The organism is Croceicoccus pelagius, from assembly GCF_001661915.1.
Lineage (GTDB): Bacteria > Pseudomonadota > Alphaproteobacteria > Sphingomonadales > Sphingomonadaceae > Croceicoccus > Croceicoccus pelagius.
Window position 1 is genome coordinate 129,389 of sequence record NZ_LYWY01000006.1, and the last position, 14,737, is coordinate 144,125.

16 protein-coding genes are annotated in these 14,737 nt (G+C 63.8%); 4 read left to right on the forward strand and 12 right to left on the reverse strand.

Annotated elements, in window-relative coordinates; all coding sequences use genetic code 11:
• Positions 1 to 60: 60 nt before the first annotated feature.
• Positions 61 to 543 (forward strand): RNA pyrophosphohydrolase, encoded by a 483-nt coding sequence (locus A9D15_RS00915; RefSeq protein ID WP_066761231.1) that lies wholly within the window; start codon positions 61 to 63, stop codon positions 541 to 543.
• A gap of 15 nt (positions 544 to 558) precedes the next feature.
• On the opposite strand, the gene A9D15_RS00920 is transcribed toward A9D15_RS00915, so the two are convergent.
• The 6 genes from A9D15_RS00920 to A9D15_RS00945 all read right to left on the reverse strand — a co-directional run bounded on the left by A9D15_RS00920 (position 559) and on the right by A9D15_RS00945 (position 6,046).
• Positions 559 to 1,068 (reverse strand): tetratricopeptide repeat protein, encoded by a 510-nt coding sequence (locus A9D15_RS00920; RefSeq protein WP_082924168.1) that lies wholly within the window; start codon positions 1,066 to 1,068, stop codon positions 559 to 561.
• A gap of 72 nt (positions 1,069 to 1,140) precedes the next feature.
• Positions 1,141 to 2,322: an RsmB/NOP family class I SAM-dependent RNA methyltransferase gene (locus A9D15_RS00925; RefSeq protein WP_066760877.1), complete on the reverse strand. Its 1,182-nt coding sequence runs from the start codon at positions 2,320 to 2,322 to the stop codon at positions 1,141 to 1,143.
• Between the two features lie 4 nt (positions 2,323 to 2,326).
• Complete coding sequence (locus tag A9D15_RS00930) at positions 2,327 to 2,620, reverse strand: hypothetical protein (RefSeq protein WP_066760879.1); 294 nt, start codon at positions 2,618 to 2,620, stop codon at positions 2,327 to 2,329.
• The gene (guaB, locus tag A9D15_RS00935; protein ID WP_066760882.1) at positions 2,620 to 4,104 is read right to left on the reverse strand and encodes an IMP dehydrogenase; all 1,485 of its coding nucleotides are present in this window, start codon (positions 4,102 to 4,104) and stop codon (positions 2,620 to 2,622) included. Before guaB ends, A9D15_RS00930 begins: the two co-directional genes overlap by 1 nt.
• A gap of 70 nt (positions 4,105 to 4,174) precedes the next feature.
• The gene (locus A9D15_RS00940; protein WP_172807428.1) at positions 4,175 to 5,203 is read right to left on the reverse strand and encodes a M28 family peptidase; all 1,029 of its coding nucleotides are present in this window, start codon (positions 5,201 to 5,203) and stop codon (positions 4,175 to 4,177) included.
• A gap of 57 nt (positions 5,204 to 5,260) precedes the next feature.
• On the reverse strand, positions 5,261 to 6,046 hold the full coding sequence (locus tag A9D15_RS00945; protein WP_066761233.1) for a 3-hydroxybutyrate dehydrogenase: 786 nt from the start codon (positions 6,044 to 6,046) through the stop codon (positions 5,261 to 5,263).
• A gap of 61 nt (positions 6,047 to 6,107) precedes the next feature.
• Here A9D15_RS00945 and ypfJ point away from each other — a divergent pair, with 61 nt between their 5' ends.
• Together ypfJ and A9D15_RS00955 are read left to right on the forward strand one after the other, a co-directional pair.
• Positions 6,108 to 6,953: a KPN_02809 family neutral zinc metallopeptidase gene (gene ypfJ, locus A9D15_RS00950; RefSeq protein ID WP_066760885.1), complete on the forward strand. Its 846-nt coding sequence runs from the start codon at positions 6,108 to 6,110 to the stop codon at positions 6,951 to 6,953.
• On the forward strand, positions 6,923 to 7,585 hold the full coding sequence (locus A9D15_RS00955; protein ID WP_066760889.1) for a hypothetical protein: 663 nt from the start codon (positions 6,923 to 6,925) through the stop codon (positions 7,583 to 7,585). Before ypfJ ends, A9D15_RS00955 begins: the two co-directional genes overlap by 31 nt.
• 18 nt (positions 7,586 to 7,603) lie before the next feature.
• Here the strand turns inward: A9D15_RS00955 and creD are convergent, their stop codons facing one another.
• The 3 genes from creD to A9D15_RS00970 form a co-directional block, all read right to left on the reverse strand.
• On the reverse strand, positions 7,604 to 9,001 hold the full coding sequence (gene creD / locus A9D15_RS00960; protein ID WP_066760896.1) for a cell envelope integrity protein CreD: 1,398 nt from the start codon (positions 8,999 to 9,001) through the stop codon (positions 7,604 to 7,606).
• An 80-nt stretch (positions 9,002 to 9,081) separates the two neighbouring features.
• Positions 9,082 to 10,722: a M56 family metallopeptidase gene (locus A9D15_RS00965; RefSeq protein WP_082924170.1), complete on the reverse strand. Its 1,641-nt coding sequence runs from the start codon at positions 10,720 to 10,722 to the stop codon at positions 9,082 to 9,084.
• A complete protein-coding gene (locus A9D15_RS00970; RefSeq protein WP_066761237.1) occupies positions 10,719 to 11,105 on the reverse strand; it encodes a BlaI/MecI/CopY family transcriptional regulator in 387 nt (128 codons plus the stop codon). The genes A9D15_RS00965 and A9D15_RS00970 overlap by 4 nt, the downstream gene beginning before the upstream one ends.
• A gap of 142 nt (positions 11,106 to 11,247) precedes the next feature.
• On the opposite strand from A9D15_RS00970, the gene A9D15_RS00975 reads away from it, so the two are divergent.
• Complete coding sequence (locus A9D15_RS00975; RefSeq protein ID WP_066760898.1) at positions 11,248 to 11,916, forward strand: peptidylprolyl isomerase; 669 nt, start codon at positions 11,248 to 11,250, stop codon at positions 11,914 to 11,916.
• Positions 11,917 to 11,925: 9 nt separating this feature from the next.
• Here A9D15_RS00975 and A9D15_RS00980 read toward each other — a convergent pair whose 3' ends face one another.
• The 3 genes from A9D15_RS00980 to sdhD all read right to left on the reverse strand — a co-directional run bounded on the left by A9D15_RS00980 (position 11,926) and on the right by sdhD (position 14,732).
• The gene (locus A9D15_RS00980; protein ID WP_066760900.1) at positions 11,926 to 12,438 is read right to left on the reverse strand and encodes a hypothetical protein; all 513 of its coding nucleotides are present in this window, start codon (positions 12,436 to 12,438) and stop codon (positions 11,926 to 11,928) included.
• A 91-nt stretch (positions 12,439 to 12,529) separates the two neighbouring features.
• Positions 12,530 to 14,350, reverse strand: coding sequence for a succinate dehydrogenase flavoprotein subunit (gene sdhA / locus A9D15_RS00985; protein ID WP_066760902.1), 1,821 nt, complete (start codon positions 14,348 to 14,350; stop codon positions 12,530 to 12,532).
• Positions 14,351 to 14,354: 4 nt separating this feature from the next.
• Complete coding sequence (gene sdhD / locus A9D15_RS00990; protein WP_066760903.1) at positions 14,355 to 14,732, reverse strand: succinate dehydrogenase, hydrophobic membrane anchor protein; 378 nt, start codon at positions 14,730 to 14,732, stop codon at positions 14,355 to 14,357.
• Between the last annotated feature and the right edge of the window lie 5 nt (positions 14,733 to 14,737).

Consider the following 14,737-nt stretch of genomic DNA (forward strand, 5'->3'; position numbering starts at 1 on the left):
ATGTTTTTCACCAGCAATCTTGTCCAAAAGCCTCGCCCAGCCATCTTCCAAGGAACCCCGATGTCGAAACCCGATCCCGCCCTTTACCGCCCCTGCGCCGGCCTGATGATCGTGAACGAGCAGAGCCGCGTTTTCGTGGGCAAGCGGATCGACACGAAGGAAGGTGATTGGTGGCAGATGCCGCAGGGCGGCGTCGATCCGGGCGAGGATCTTGTCGAGGCCGCCTACCGCGAACTGCACGAGGAAACGGGCATCGCCCGCGACAAGGCGGAAATCATCGCCCGGACAGAGGAAGAGTTGTTCTACGACCTGCCGGATGAGCTGAAGGGCAAGTTGTGGAAGGGCAAGTATATCGGGCAGCGCCAGTCGTGGTTCCTGATGCGCTTTACCGGCACGGAAAGCGACATCGACCTGGCCGTCCACGATCCGGCCGAATTCAACGACTATCGCTGGACCGAACCCGATCTGCTGCCGGAACTCATCATCCCGTTCAAGCGGGACGTCTATGCACGAGTGCTGGAGCTGTTCCGTCCTCACCTTTGAGGGCGCTTCCACCGCTCAATTACGGGCAGCGGGTTCCGAAGTGGTCGCTGTTGCTTCGGCCGATTTCACCTTCGGCAGCGGCCCGCGCGCGATCACGCTGGCAAGTTCAGCCGCCTCTGAGCAATTAGTGCCGCACATCGACTGCAACTTGGCAAGGTTGCCTTCGGCCTGCGTGACGGCGCCCTTTTCGGCCATCGCCGCGCCCTCACCCGAAATCGCGGCGAGGTTTCCGGGATCGCGTTCCTGCGCCTCGCGGTAATACTTGATCGCCTGACCCTGCATCCCCTTGGCGCGGGAAACTTCGGCGAGCTGCAGGTACGCCTGCGTGCTGGAAGGTTCGATGGCGAGAGCCGCCTCGAACCGGTCCGTCGCACCATCCAGGTCGCCAGCGGCAAGCGCTGTGCGGCCGGAATCGATAAGCTCTGCGACGTGAGGATTTGTTGTTACCGGCGCCTGACCGAAACTGCTGCTCGCACTCACGGCGACAAAAAGGGAAATCGCGGCGGCGATCGGCGTATAGCGCATCAGCAGCTCCCTGGTCCGTTCAGAACTGGCAGCGGAATATCGTTGGTTAACAACTGCCATCGTGCGCTTAACCTACCAGACCAAATCTATACGCGCGATGAAAAATCCGTCAGTGGCATCGTCATAAGGTGCAAGACGCCAGCCCTTGCCGCGCGGCGAACCGGCGGAAAGCTTGACATTACCTGCTGAAAATCGCGGATTTCGCGCAAGAAAAAGATCCAGGACCTGCGCCCCTTCGGCATCCAGCAGGGAGCAGGTGACGAAGACAATCCGCCCGCCGGGACGCACGAGTGAGGCCGCGATCTCGATGATTCGCAGCTGCGTCGTGGCGTATTTCGCCACGTCCGTTTCGCTCAGCCGCCAGCGCGCTTCGGGATTGCGGCGCCATGTGCCGGTGCCCGAACAGGGCGCGTCGACCAGCACGGCGTCGGCCTTTCCTTCCCACGGCGCCAGCGCTTCCATCTCGCGGCTCGGATCGAGCAGCACCGTATGCGCGATCTCTGCGCCCGCACGTTCGGCCCGCGGGGCAAGACGCGACAGGCGGTCGCGGTTGGTGTCCGCCGCGATCAGCGTTCCGCCATTCGACATCTGCGCGGCAAGTGCGAGAGTCTTGCCCCCGGACCCGGCGCAAAGGTCGATCACCGTCTCGCCCGCTTTCGCCTCGACGACCGAGCAGGCAAGCTGGCTTCCGCCGTCCTGCACCTCGATCTCGCCGCTGGCAAAGGCATCCCAGCTTTCGACCGGCGTGCCGACGGGAAAGCGCAAGCCTTGCGGCGCGACAAGCGGTTCGCCCTGTTCCGGCAATTCGATCGTATCGCGATCGGCCTTCAGCGTGTTGACACGGATATCCAGCGGCGCGCGTTCCAGCAGCGCGCTGGCCGCCCCGCCCGCAATGCCACTGTCAGCCAGTGCTTGTTCCAGCCATTCGGGCGCGATGCCGCCCTTGGCGACAGGCTCGCCGTTTACGATTGCGGCGGGGCCATAGTCCGACCCGTCGAACAGGTCCGCGATTTCCGGCTCCACCTCGGCAAGCCGCAGTATCGCAGCGCGACCCGTTTCGGGGACGGGTCCGCAAGCGCGGATCGCGGCGTAGATGTGTTCGCGGACGGCGCGGCGGTCTTTCGAACCGGCATAGCGGCGCGCTTTCAGCCCTTCGGCGACGATACGGTCCGCGCTCGCCCCGTTGTTGCGCGCGGCGGCGATGATGTCGTCGAGGATCTCGATCGCGGCCTGGACGCGGGCTGCGGGGCGCATGGCGCTACTTGCCCTTTGAAAGGCGGCGGCGGTTCGCGGTCACCTTGCGGCCGACGTGTTCGATCGTGCGTTCGACCGCCTTGTCGCCAACGCCCAGCGAACCGGTCATCGCCATGAACGACAGTTCGGCAGCGGCGCGCACCTTTTCGGCTACCATGAGGTTCGCCTCGCGCTGGGCGCGCGGGTCGCCGGCCATGATCATCCAGCTACGCATGGCGATCACGTACCAGCTTTCTGCCCAGAGCCACATGGCATCGGTGGCAAGCTTTGCCGGGTCCGACCCGGACTTGCGCGCCATCAGCCGCCGCGAGTCGGATAATTGGGCGCCTCACGCGTGATCGCGACGTCATGGACGTGGCTTTCGCGAAGTCCGGCATTGGTGATCCGCACAAACTCCGCGTCCTTGCGCAGGGAATCGATGCTTTCGCACCCGGTATAGCCCATTGCCGCCTTGATGCCGCCGACGAGCTGGTGGATGACGTCGCGCGCCGGACCCTTGTAGGGAACCTGGCCCTCGATACCCTCGGGCACGAGCTTCATCTGTTCCTTTACGTCCTGCTGGAAGTAACGGTCAGCACTGCCGCGCGCCATCGCGCCGACAGAGCCCATGCCGCGATAGGACTTGTAGGCGCGGCCCTGATACAGGAACGTCTCGCCCGGCGCTTCCTCGGTCCCGGCCAGCATGGAGCCGACCATGATCGTCGAGGCACCGGCGGCAACGGCCTTCGCCGCATCGCCCGACGTGCGGATGCCGCCATCTGCGATCACCGGAACGCCGTGCTTTTCGGCTTCTTCGGCGCTTTCCATAACGGCGGTAAGCTGCGGCACGCCGACGCCTGCGACAATGCGCGTGGTGCAGATCGAACCGGGCCCGATGCCGACCTTGATACCGTCCGCGCCCGCATCGATCAGGGCCTTGGTCGCCTCTGCCGTGGCGACGTTGCCGGCGATGACCTGTACCGAGTTCGAGATCTTCTTCACGCGCTCAACCGACAGGGCCACGTCCTTGTTGTGGCCGTGGGCGGTGTCGATCACGATGATGTCGACTTCGGCATCGACCAGCGCCTCGGTGCGGGCAAAGCCCTTGTCACCCACGGTCGAGGCGGCGGCCACGCGAAGGCGGCCCGAACCGTCCTTGGTGGAATCCGGGTGGAGAACGGCCTTCTCGATGTCCTTGACGGTGATGAGGCCGACGCACTTGTAGGCATCGTCCACCACCAGCAACTTTTCAATCCGGCGCTGGTGCAGCAGGCGGCGGGCTTCGTCCGAACCGATCCCCGCGCTGACCGTGGCGAGGTTGTCCGCCGTCATCAGTTCCTTCACCGGCTGCGCGTCGTTGATGGCAAAGCGCACGTCGCGGTTGGTGAGGATGCCGCACAGCTTGCCGCTGGCCTCGACCACCGGAATGCCGGAGATCGAGTTCGCCTGCATGATCGCACGCGCCTCGCCCAGCGTGGCATCGGGCGTGATGGTGATCGGGTTCACGACCATCCCGCTCTCGAACCGCTTGACCTGGCGGACGGCGGCGCACTGTTCCTCGATCGTGAGGTTGCGGTGCAGGACGCCAAGGCCGCCCATCTGCGCCATGACGATCGCCATGTCCGCTTCGGTCACGGTGTCCATCGCGCTGGAGATGATCGGGATATTCAGCGAAATCTCGCGGCTGATCTTGGTCCGCGTATCCGCCTGCGAGGGGACGAGCGAGCTTTCCGCTGGCCGCAGCAGGACGTCGTCGAACGTCAGGCCGAGGGGAATGTCGTTAGCGGAAAAACGTTTTGCCATGGGCCCTGCCGATAAAGATGGGGAGAGGGAGAATCGTGGCGGCCCATGTAACCACCAAGTGCCCCCGCGGCTAGGGGGCGTTTGCGGTAATTTCGTCCCTTGGCTCATGGGGCAGCGTCGCAGGGCTCGCCGCGCGGCGGATAAGGGCCACGTGAAAGCCCACCATGTCGGCCGCGGCGCCCAGTTCCACATGCTCTACGTCATCACTGGCGCGATGGTAATCGCGGTCGAGAAAGGCGGCAAAACGCGCATCGTCGGCAAAGGCGGCACTGACGATCACGGCGGGCACCTCATTGGACGCAAAGGCCCAGCCGTCCTGACGCTTGAGAAAGGCAAGGTTGCGCTCGTTCGGAGCGACCAGCGTGACGCCGGTGTCGCTTGCGGTCTGGTCGATCAGCGCCATCAGCCCTTCGGTGCGCGGCCCGGCCAGAACGACCGCGGGCGAACCCGGCGGTGCTAGCCCCTCGGTATCGAGGTTGAAGACGGCGACGAACTTGTCGAGCGGAACCGGCGGATCGGCGGCGAAGTCGTAGGCGCCCTTCAGCCCTGCCTCTTCCCCGCCCGAGGCGAGGAAATAGACGTCGCGCACAGGCCTGGGCCCCTTGGCGAGCTGGCGCGCGATCTCGATCATCATGGCAAGCCCGCTGGCATTGTCGATCGCGCCGTTGCAGATCCGGTCGCGGCCGCGGCGGGGGCACTGACGGCCCTTGCCAAGGTGATCCCAGTGCGCGACCAGCAGCACCGCGCCGAAACGCGGACCGGTGCCGGGAAGCCTGCCGATGAGGTTGTAGGTGTCGACCGTCTTCTTGCGCCGTCCTTCGAACGTGAACGGCTTGCGCCAGTCGTGCCCGGGATCGTGCGTGCCCGATTCCAGTCCCGCCGCCGCCATCTGCGCCTGCATATAGTCGAGCGTCAGCGCCTCGCCTTCTGTCCCCACCTCGCGTCCGCCGTAACGGTCGGAGGCAAGTTCGGCGACATGGGCGTGAAGCGCCTGTTCCATCGGGGACAGTTCGCGCGCTGCCACCGTAGGCTCTGACACGGCAGGCGCATGGGCACAGGCGGCCAGCAGCGCAAGCGCGCCGGCCGTCAGTACACTCAATGTTCCCCTTGTCCCCATCGCGGTCCGGTCTTGTCTCTTACTGGCCGTTCTTGTTTCTTACTGGGCGGTCCAGCCGCCATCGGCGGAGATATTCGCACCGGTGATGTTGTCGGCAACGTCGCGGCACAGGAACAGGGCGAGCGCGGCCAGATCGTCGGGCTGCGTGAATTTCTTCGTCGGCTCGCGTTCCAGCAGGACTTCGTTGATCACTTCATCGCGGGTCATGCCCCGCGCCTTCATCGTATCGGGGATCTGGTCCTCGACCAGCGGCGTCCAGACATAACCTGGCGACAGGCAGTTCACCGTGATGTTATCCTGCGCCAGTTCGAGCGCGAGCGTCTTGGTCAGGCCCGCAAGACCGTGCTTGGCCGAAACATAGGCCGCCTTGAACGGCGATGCCGTCAGCGAGTGGGCGCTGGCCGTCATTATGATGCGCCCCCAACCCTTTTCCTTCATTTTCGGCACGGCCAGTCGGCAGGTGTGGAACGAGGAACCAAGGTTCAGCGCGATGATCTTGTTCCACTTGTCGACCGGGAATTCCTCGATCGGGGCGACGTGCTGCATTCCAGCGTTGTTGATCAGGATGTCGACCGCGCCGAACTTGTCGAACGCACCCTGCATAAGCTCTTCGCAGCCTTCGGCAGTGGTGAGATCGGTGTTGATGTAGATCGCTTGGGCCCCGCTCTTTGCGGCGAGATCCTTCCTCTCCGTTTCGATCTCGTCAGCATCACCGAAACCGTTGATGACGACGTTCGCGCCTTCAGCCGCGAGCGCCTTGGCATAGGCAAGGCCGATGCCGGAGGTTGAGCCGGTGATAAGGGCGGTTTTACCGGAAAGGAACATTCGCGTCTCCTTGCGCATTGTCAGGACGGGGCCCTAATGCCCGCTATATGGAGGGCAAACGATGCGGCTCAACGATTTTTCCAAGAATATTCGCGTGCGCGATCAGCGCGGCATGGGTGGCACCGGCGGAAAGCTGGGCTGCGGCGCGGTAGTTATCGCAATTCTGGGTGCGGTCGTGTTCGGAATTGACCCGATGACGACCTTGGGCGTGGTGGACCAGGTCCAGCAAACGCAGGGCGGTTCGCCGCAGGCCAGCGGCCGATCGGTCGAGGAAAGCTGCAGCGTCAACGCCTACAGCCGGGAGACATGTTCGGCACTTTCCTCGCTTGACGAGACATGGGCACCGCTGTTCTCGCAGGCCGGTATCCGTTTCGAACAGCCGACGCTCAACTTCTATGACGGTCGCGGCCAGTCGGGCTGCGGTGCGGCGCAGGCGGCAATGGGGCCGTTCTACTGCCCGACCGACCAGGGCATCTACATCGACACCAGCTTCTACGACCAGCTCGACCAGCAGCTTGGCGCAGGCGGCGACTTTGCGCGTGCCTATGTCATCGGGCACGAATACGGGCACCACATCCAGACGCTGACCGGAACGTCGAAGATGGTGCGCCAGCTTCAGCAGCAGAACCCGCCGCAGGCAAACCAGCTGCAGGTTCGCATGGAGCTTCAGGCCGATTGCTATGCCGGGGTCTGGGCGGCGAAGAACCCGCAGCTGATCGAACCCGGCGATATCGAGGAAGGCCTGCAGGCCGCCAGTGCCATCGGCGACGATGCCCTGACCAAGGGCCGTGTCTCGCCCGACAATTTCACCCATGGCACCAGCCAGCAGCGTATGCAGTGGCTGCAGAAGGGCCTGAGGACCGGAGACGAAGACCAGTGCGACACATTCGCCGACTTGCGGGGCTAAGCGCCCTTTCGCTCGCGCTTGCGCCCCTTGCCGGGGCACAGGCGCAAAGCCCGGTCGATCCCAACGTCAAGGCAGAGGACATCCCGATGCAGCCGCTTCGGGACCTTAACCTTGCCGGTGAAGACCTGCCGCCATTGCTGCTCGATATCGGGGCTGACCCTTATTCGACAGGCGGTTTGACTTCGTGCCAGCACATCGAGCGGGCGATCGCCGATATCGATCTCCTGCTGGGTGCGGACATCGACGACCCGAATGAACGGTCCGACTTGCAGAAAGGCGTGAACAGCGCCGGCCGCATTGCCGGATCGCTCCTCGGCGGACTGATCCCGTTTCGCGGGGTCGTGCGGGAGATTTCGGGGGCGAAGGCGGAACAGCGCCGTCTGCGCGTGCTGGTCAACGCCGCGATGGTCCGGCGCGGGTTTTTGAAAGGCATCGGGCTCGCCCGCGAATGCCCATGGCCCGCCCGCCCGATCGTCGACGTCGATACCGGCAAGGCGAGCGCGAATCTTCCAACCTTCCCCGAACCAGGCACCTATGAAGCGCCTTTCGCGAACGAGAAAGTGCCGGAGGGACAGACGCCCCCCGGCACCCCCAAGTTCAAGTCGACGCCGGTCGTGCAGGACGTCGATTAAGAAGCCCTGCGCGCTCCATCAGGGGCGGAACTCTTCGCCCGTGGTGCGCCCGATGCCCTGCCAGTCGACATTGCGCGTCGCGTACATCGTCCCGGCCAGTGCGAAGAACAGCAGGACCGAACCGATCAGCAGGCTGAGCGCTTCTAGGCTGAGCAATACGAAGAGCAGCGCGTAGAGCCCGACGAGCAGCGCGCCGATGAACTTCGCCCGCTTCCAGCTTTTCAGCACCGCGGCGCTGTAGGCGGTGACAAGGCCGATGATCGCGATGCTGGCCACCGCATAGGCCGCGGCGAATCCGATCACTTCGGCAAAGGCCAGCAGCAGCACGAAGAACAGCACCAGCCCTGCACCCGTCAGCAGATATTCGGGCGCGGAAACGCTGGCCCCTGCGACGATGTCGAACATCAGGAAGGCGAGGAAGGTAAAGCCGATGATCAGGAAGCCGTACTTCACCGACCGGTCGATCTGGCTGTAGAGGTCGACCGGTTCGACCAGTCCGACCGAGGCCGCCATGCTGGGCCCGACGCCGCCGCGTTCGTAGACCGGCACGATGTCGGGGCCGCCGATCAGAGGCGCGCCTGGATTGCTGTTGGACAGCAGGTCTTCGCCCAGCGCAAGATCGCTGACCGCGAACGTCGCGGTAAAGCCGTCGTCGCGCACGTCGCTGCTGGCAGGCAGGAAGCTTCCCGAAAAGCTCGGATGCGGCCAGGGCGAGGTCACGGTCCACTCGGTATCCGCGCCGCGCGGGACAAGGCTCAGCGTCTCGCTGCCTCGAAGGCCATAGGACCAGTCGACGTCAAGCGTGCCGGTGCCGTCCCAGTCGACGAAAGTGAAGAAACCCGAATTGCCGCTGGCCTGAAGCCCCGCACCCGGTTTCGTCGTCAGCGGCTTGCCGTTGGCGACAACGCGGCTGTCGTTCTGAAGGCCGCGCGCATCGGAAATGCCGAAGTGCAGTTCGGCGCGATCAAACTTCATGTTCTCGACCTCGATCCCGCGCCGGTCGAGGTCGTCGGGCATCGCAAAGCTCGCCTTGCCCGACAGGCTGGCGGCGTAGATCACCGATTCGTAGATCGACTTCTTCTTGCGCTCCGGCTCGATCGCGGTGGCGACGTCGTGGCTCTTGGGCGAAAGGTAGAGGTTACGCGTCACGCGCTTGACCTGGCGTACTTCCTGCCCGTTGGTCACCGTCGTCTCGACGCTGTTCTCTTCATAGGGGATGACCAGCACCGGCCCGGTCACGATCTGCGACCCGCCCCACCCCTGCGTTATCGTCGCGCGCGCGGTGCGGGACTGGTCCTGCCGGTCCCAGACCAGCGCATAGACCATGAACAAGGGCACCGCGAGCGCCGCGGCCAGCAGCACGGTGCCCAGAAACTTGATTCCAGGCGATCTTTGTCGCCTGACCGGATTTTCCATGATGTAACTCCCCAGTTCAACACTGCGACGAACCGTGTCTTCGCAGCGATGAACTGAGTGTTAATTGAAGCGAGAAAGCCTCAACCCTTGCGGCGGGCGGCTTTCATTTCGGCGATCTCGGCATCGATTTCCGACAGCGCCTCTGCCTTCTCTTCCTTGCTCATATCGGTGGAGGACGCGATGACCGAACGCACCTGTGTCAGCGTGTTGACGATCATGTCGTGCGGCACGCCAGTGCAGATGTGGCTGACGTTTTCGCCCTTGTTACGGTTTTCTCCGACCTCGCAGCTGCTGTCGATCACCATCTTGCGAACGACCCGCTTCTTCGTCTTTCCGTCGCCTTCGACCTGGCTCATGCGGATCACGTGGACCTTGCCGTTCTTGGACACCTCGTGCTCGACCTGGGGCATGTCCTTCATCACCATCGCGTGTACGCGGCGCTCGGTCTCGGCGGCATTGCGCTCGACTTCGGCGGCGTCGCGTTCGACTTCGGCCATCTTGCGCTCGATCTCGATCTCCATGCGCTCACTTTCGCGCTCGGCACGTTGTGCTTCGAGCTCGGCCATTTCGACCTCGCGCTCGATCTCCGCTTCCATCTGGGCAAGCTCTTCCTCGGTCATGTCCTCGTCGGTTTCGACTTCGATCTGGCCGTCCTCGTCCTTGACGACCCAGACGCGGTTCTGGACATCGGGGTCTTCCATCGCGTTCGACGCGGGGACTTCGGTCGTCCCGACCGTGCTCTCGCCCTCGGCATAGGAAACGGACGCGGTCAGCGGCAGGGCGACGAGGCCTGCGGCCCCGACAAGCAGGAGACCGGTACGATGGCGGCGGGTCGTCGTATTCATGCCGAGGCTCCTCAGGCGGTGGACAATGGCTTTTTCTCCCAGCACCGGTCCGATTTCGCGGAATCCGGCCATTGGGGCAGCAAGAGCAAGGTTCTGGTCGCGGCTGCAGGCGGCGATGACTTCGCCGTAACGGGCGCGGTCTTCCTGCGGGCGGCCGGTCATGACGCGGGCATCGCACGCCGCTTCCTGGTCACGGCGCATCGCACGCCAGCCCAACCATGCGACGGGATTGAACCAGTGGAGCGCCAGCACCGGTTGCGCGGCAAGGTTCGCCAGCAGGTCGTGGCCCCGGTGGTGAGCCAGTTCATGCGCGATCGCGAGGTCGCGGGCGGTAACGTCCTCGTTCGCCATGAAGCCCGGCGGCAGGGCAATCACACGCTCACGCACGCCGAAGGCGACGGGCGCGGCAACGGCGGCGGTTTCGACAAGACGGACCGGACCGGCATCGCCCACAGGCACCGCGCTTTCCAGCAAGTGCCGCGTCATCGCGCGATAGCACCCGATGCGCCACGCAAGAAACGCAGCCGCCCCGATCATCCAGAATGCGATTCCGACGTTGAGCAGGAGGTCATAGGGAATAGCCGAAGTCGCGATGTCAGGCGCGCTTTCGACGACGGTACCTTCGACTGTTTCGAACACCATAGGCGTGCCCTCAATAGCGGGAGCAGCCTCGACCGGCTTCATCCACGCGGGCAGCACGACCGGCGGCAGCACGAAGCGCGCCAGAGGCAGAAGCCAAAGGGCATAGGCGATTCGCGGCCCGAACGCCTTGGCCACCGGCCTGCGCAAGATCAGGACCGCCGCGATCAACACTCCCGTATAAAGAAAGGTATCGACAGCCCAGGAAATGACCGTCCCCGTCACGTCCCCCATCATTTTCTAAGCTCCCTCAGCAGAACTTCGATTTCCTCGATATCATCATCGCTCAGCGCCTCGGCCTCGGCCAGATGCGCGAAGAGCGAGGCCGCCTTGCCGCCGAACAGGCGATCGACCAGGCGGCGCGATTCATGGCCGACGAAATCGGCCCGCGCGATCACCGGCGAATAGAGAAAGCGGCGGCCATCAGGCTCTGCCGCGATGGCGTTCTTGCCCACAAGCCGCGACAGCAGTGTCTTGACCGTCGCAAGGCTCCACCCCCGCTCCTCGCCCACGCTGTCGGCCACTTCGGCGGCAGTCAGCGGCGAGCGCGTCCACAGCGCTTCCATCACGGCCTGTTCGGCGTCGGAGATGCGGTCGGGATTGGCGGCTTGCTTCGTCATGTCTCGCGTTTGTTCGATCTCGATTGCGATTACAGGCGTAGTCGATACGATTACGAGTGTAAACATTGGTGCTATCCCGTTCGACGAACGACATACCGACACCGACGAATGACGTTCAGGATTGTGGGTGTAAGGTGCGGGCATGAAACGTCGATTCGTCATCCGCTCGCTCTGGACGGCACCCGTGGCCGCCCTCGCCCTGACCGCCCTTCCCGCCTTCGCGCAGGAGGCTGCCGAACCGGCAGCGCCCGAAGTGGCCGAAACGTTCGCGACGACGACAGTCGCGATGGAGACTACCGCAGGCACGATCGTGCTGGCGCTCGAGACCGAGCGCGCGCCGATCACCAGCGCGAATTTCTTGAAATATGCCGACGAGGGCCGCTTCGACGGAACGGTGTTCTACCGCACGATGCGGCTGGATTGGGGCGACAAGGTCGCGGGGCTTATTCAGGGCGGCACGCAGTATGATCCCAAGCGGATTCTGCCGCCGATCGCCCATGAAGCGACGAGCGAAACCGGCCTTTCGCACACCAAGGGCGCTATCTCGATGGCGCGTTACGAACCGGGCAGCGCGACTGGCGATTTCTCGATCATGGCGACGGACATGACCGGCCTCGACGCCAAACCCGACAGCGAAAATGCCGACCAGAAGGCGGGCTTCGCGGTCTTTGGCCATGTCGTCGAAGGCATGGACGTGGTGAAGGCAATCCACGCCGCCGAAGTAGATCCGGACAAGGGCGAAGGCTTCCTCAAAGGCCAGATGCTGGCCGATCCCGTCAAGATCGTCAGCGTAAAGCGGATAGCCGAATAGCGTTTAAGCTCAGGCAGCCGCGACCCGGCTCTCGATCTGGGCGCACAAGGCGCGGAAATCGCCCTTGTGCGGGAACACGTGGCCCGACAGCTGAAGCTTCCTGCCAGACTTAGCCCTAATCGTGATCGCATCGTCATGCATGATGCGAAACCGCTTCACGCTCTCGATCTCGTCCCAGCGCATCGCCGTATCGCCCCGCATCGCAAACCCTGCGACGACTAGGCGCTGCGTCTCCAGCCGGACATGCGGCTGGTTGCCCCGTACGAGGCCGAGCAGGATGAACAGCCCCACCCCGAACGCGACGATCGACCCGGCGAGAAAACCAGCGCGCCAAAGCCAGATCGGCAGGTCATAGCCGGTATCATAGCCTTTCACGACAAGGCCCGTCTCTTCCGAATAAATGAGGCCGTAGAGGAAAAACCCGCCGATCCCGAAGGCCACGAGGATGACGACAATGACCTGGTAAAGCGGCTGGTGCATGGCCAGCTTCAACGAACCGTCGGGACGCTGTTCGAACGGCATTCCTGCTCTCCCCCAATCGAGCAATCGGCACAAACAAAAAGGCCCGGCTGCAATCAGCCGGGCCCCTTTGTAACACCTTTCGGGTGAAAACTTAGTACACGCGCTTCTTCGGCTTGATGTACTCGACATCGTCGGTGAGCGTGAACTCGTGGACCGGGCGATAATCGATCTTCACCGAACCGCCCTTGCCGCCCCAGCCTTCGAACCAGGTCGCGGTGTGCTTCATCCACTCGGCATCGTTGCGCTCGGGGAAATCCTCGTGCGCGTGGGCGCCGCGGCTTTCCTTACGGTTATGGGCCGAATGCATGGTGACCGTCGCCTGGCTGATCAGGTTGTCCAGTTCCAGCGTCTCGATCAGGTCCGAGTTCCAGATCAGCGACTTGTCGGCAACCGAGATGTCTTCCATCCGGGCATAGACGTTGGTCAGCTTTTCCTTGCCTTCGGCCATCGATTCGTCGGTGCGGAACACGGCGGCATGGGCGGACATCGTGCGCTGCATCTCGGTCCGGATTTCCGCCGTAGGCGAGCCGCCCTTCGAGTGGCGGAAGTGATCGAGACGCGACAGGGCGAAGTCCGCGCTGTCCTTGGGCAGGTTGTCGTGCGCCGTGCCGGGCTTGATGTTTTCCTTGAGGTGGTGGCCGGTTGCGCGGCCGAACACGACAAGGTCGATCAGCGAGTTGGAGCCGAGGCGGTTCGCGCCGTGAACCGACACGCAGGCCGCTTCGCCGACTGCATAGAGACCCGGGACGACCGTTTCCGGGTTCCCGTCGGCACCGATGGTGACGACTTGACCGTGGTAGTTACAGGGGATGCCGCCCATGTTGTAGTGGACCGTCGGAACCACCGGCAGCGGCTGACGGGTAAGGTCGACACCTGCGAAGATCTTGCCGCTTTCCGTGATGCCGGGAAGACGTTCTGCAAGAACTTTCGGGTCGATGTGGTCGAGGTGCAGGAAGATGTGGTCGCTTTCCGCGCCCACGCCGCGACCTTCGCGGATTTCCAGCGCCATCGAGCGCGAGACGACGTCGCGCGAGGCGAGGTCCTTGGCCGACGGGGCATAGCGTTCCATGAAACGCTCACCTTCCGAGTTGGTGAGATAGCCGCCTTCGCCGCGCGCACCTTCGGTGATGAGAACGCCGGCGCCATAGATGCCGGTCGGGTGGAACTGCACGAATTCCATGTCCTGCAGCGGCAGACCTGCGCGAAGCACCATGCCGCCACCGTCGCCAGTGCAGGTGTGGGCCGAAGTCGCAGTGTAGTAGCAACGGCCATAGCCGCCGGTTGCCAGCACGACCGAGTGTGCGCGGAAGCGGTGGATCGAACCGTCGTCGAGGCAGATGGCGATGACGCCCTTGCACTCGCCGTTCACCATGATGAGGTCGATGGCGAAGTATTCGATGTAGAAGTCCGCGTCGTACTTCAGCGACTGCTGGTACAGCGCGTGAAGCATCGCGTGGCCGGTACGGTCGGCGGCGGCGCAAGTGCGCTGCACCGGCGGGCCTTCGCCCATGTTCTGCATGTGGCCGCCGAAGGGACGCTGGTAGATCGTGCCTTCGGGGTTACGGCTGAACGGAACGCCTGCGTGTTCCAGCTCGATCACGGCCTGCGGCGCTTCGCGAACCATGTATTCGATCGCGTCCTGGTCGCCCAGCCAGTCCGACCCCTTCACGGTGTCGTACATGTGCCAGGTCCAGTGGTCGGGCGTGTTGTTGCCGAGCGAGGCGGCGATGCCGCCCTGTGCCGCCACGGTGTGCGAACGCGTCGGGAAAACCTTGGTGATGCAGGCCGTCTTCAGACCTGCTTCGGCGCTGCCCATCGTGGCGCGCAGGCCCGAACCGCCGGCACCCACGACGACGGTGTCATAGGTGTGGTCGATGATCTTGTAGGCGGGTTGGGTCGATGCTTCGGCCATCAGTTCAGGCTCCCAGCGCGATGCGAATGACAGAAACGACGCCGAAGACACCGGCGGCGATGAAAACGAGGTTCAGCAGCACGATCGCGGCAAAGCGGTTGGCGCCGTGGACGTAGTCCTCGATCATGACCTGCATGCCGAGGCGCGCATGCCAGAAGGTGGAGATGATCATCAGGACCATCGCGGTCGCGGCAAAGGGTGCCGCAAGCCAGGTCTTCACCGTCGAGAAGGTGTAGTCGGGCAGCATGACAAGGCTGAACACGAACCACAGGACGAGGACGAGGTTGCCGATCGCGGTGAAGCGCTGGACCAGCCAGTGATGCGCGCCATGCTTGGCCGAGCCGAGGCCGCGGACCTGTCCGATACGAGTACCGTTACCCATTTGAG

Coding starts and splice junctions, on each gene's coding strand:
- A9D15_RS00915 (WP_066761231.1), top strand. CDS start 61: ATGTCGAAACCCGATCCCGCCCTTTACCGCCCCTGCGCCGGCCTGATG.
- A9D15_RS00920 (WP_082924168.1), bottom strand. CDS start 1,068: ATGCGCTATACGCCGATCGCCGCCGCGATTTCCCTTTTTGTCGCCGTG.
- A9D15_RS00925 (WP_066760877.1), bottom strand. CDS start 2,322: ATGCGCCCCGCAGCCCGCGTCCAGGCCGCGATCGAGATCCTCGACGAC.
- A9D15_RS00930 (WP_066760879.1), bottom strand. CDS start 2,620: ATGGCGCGCAAGTCCGGGTCGGACCCGGCAAAGCTTGCCACCGATGCC.
- guaB (WP_066760882.1), bottom strand. CDS start 4,104: ATGGCAAAACGTTTTTCCGCTAACGACATTCCCCTCGGCCTGACGTTC.
- A9D15_RS00945 (WP_066761233.1), bottom strand. CDS start 6,046: ATGTTCCTTTCCGGTAAAACCGCCCTTATCACCGGCTCAACCTCCGGC.
- ypfJ (WP_066760885.1), top strand. CDS start 6,108: ATGCGGCTCAACGATTTTTCCAAGAATATTCGCGTGCGCGATCAGCGC.
- creD (WP_066760896.1), bottom strand. CDS start 9,001: ATGGAAAATCCGGTCAGGCGACAAAGATCGCCTGGAATCAAGTTTCTG.
- A9D15_RS00965 (WP_082924170.1), bottom strand. CDS start 10,722: ATGATGGGGGACGTGACGGGGACGGTCATTTCCTGGGCTGTCGATACC.
- A9D15_RS00970 (WP_066761237.1), bottom strand. CDS start 11,105: ATGACGAAGCAAGCCGCCAATCCCGACCGCATCTCCGACGCCGAACAG.
- A9D15_RS00975 (WP_066760898.1), top strand. CDS start 11,248: ATGAAACGTCGATTCGTCATCCGCTCGCTCTGGACGGCACCCGTGGCC.
- A9D15_RS00980 (WP_066760900.1), bottom strand. CDS start 12,438: ATGCCGTTCGAACAGCGTCCCGACGGTTCGTTGAAGCTGGCCATGCAC.
- sdhA (WP_066760902.1), bottom strand. CDS start 14,350: ATGGCCGAAGCATCGACCCAACCCGCCTACAAGATCATCGACCACACC.
- sdhD (WP_066760903.1), bottom strand. CDS start 14,732: ATGGGTAACGGTACTCGTATCGGACAGGTCCGCGGCCTCGGCTCGGCC.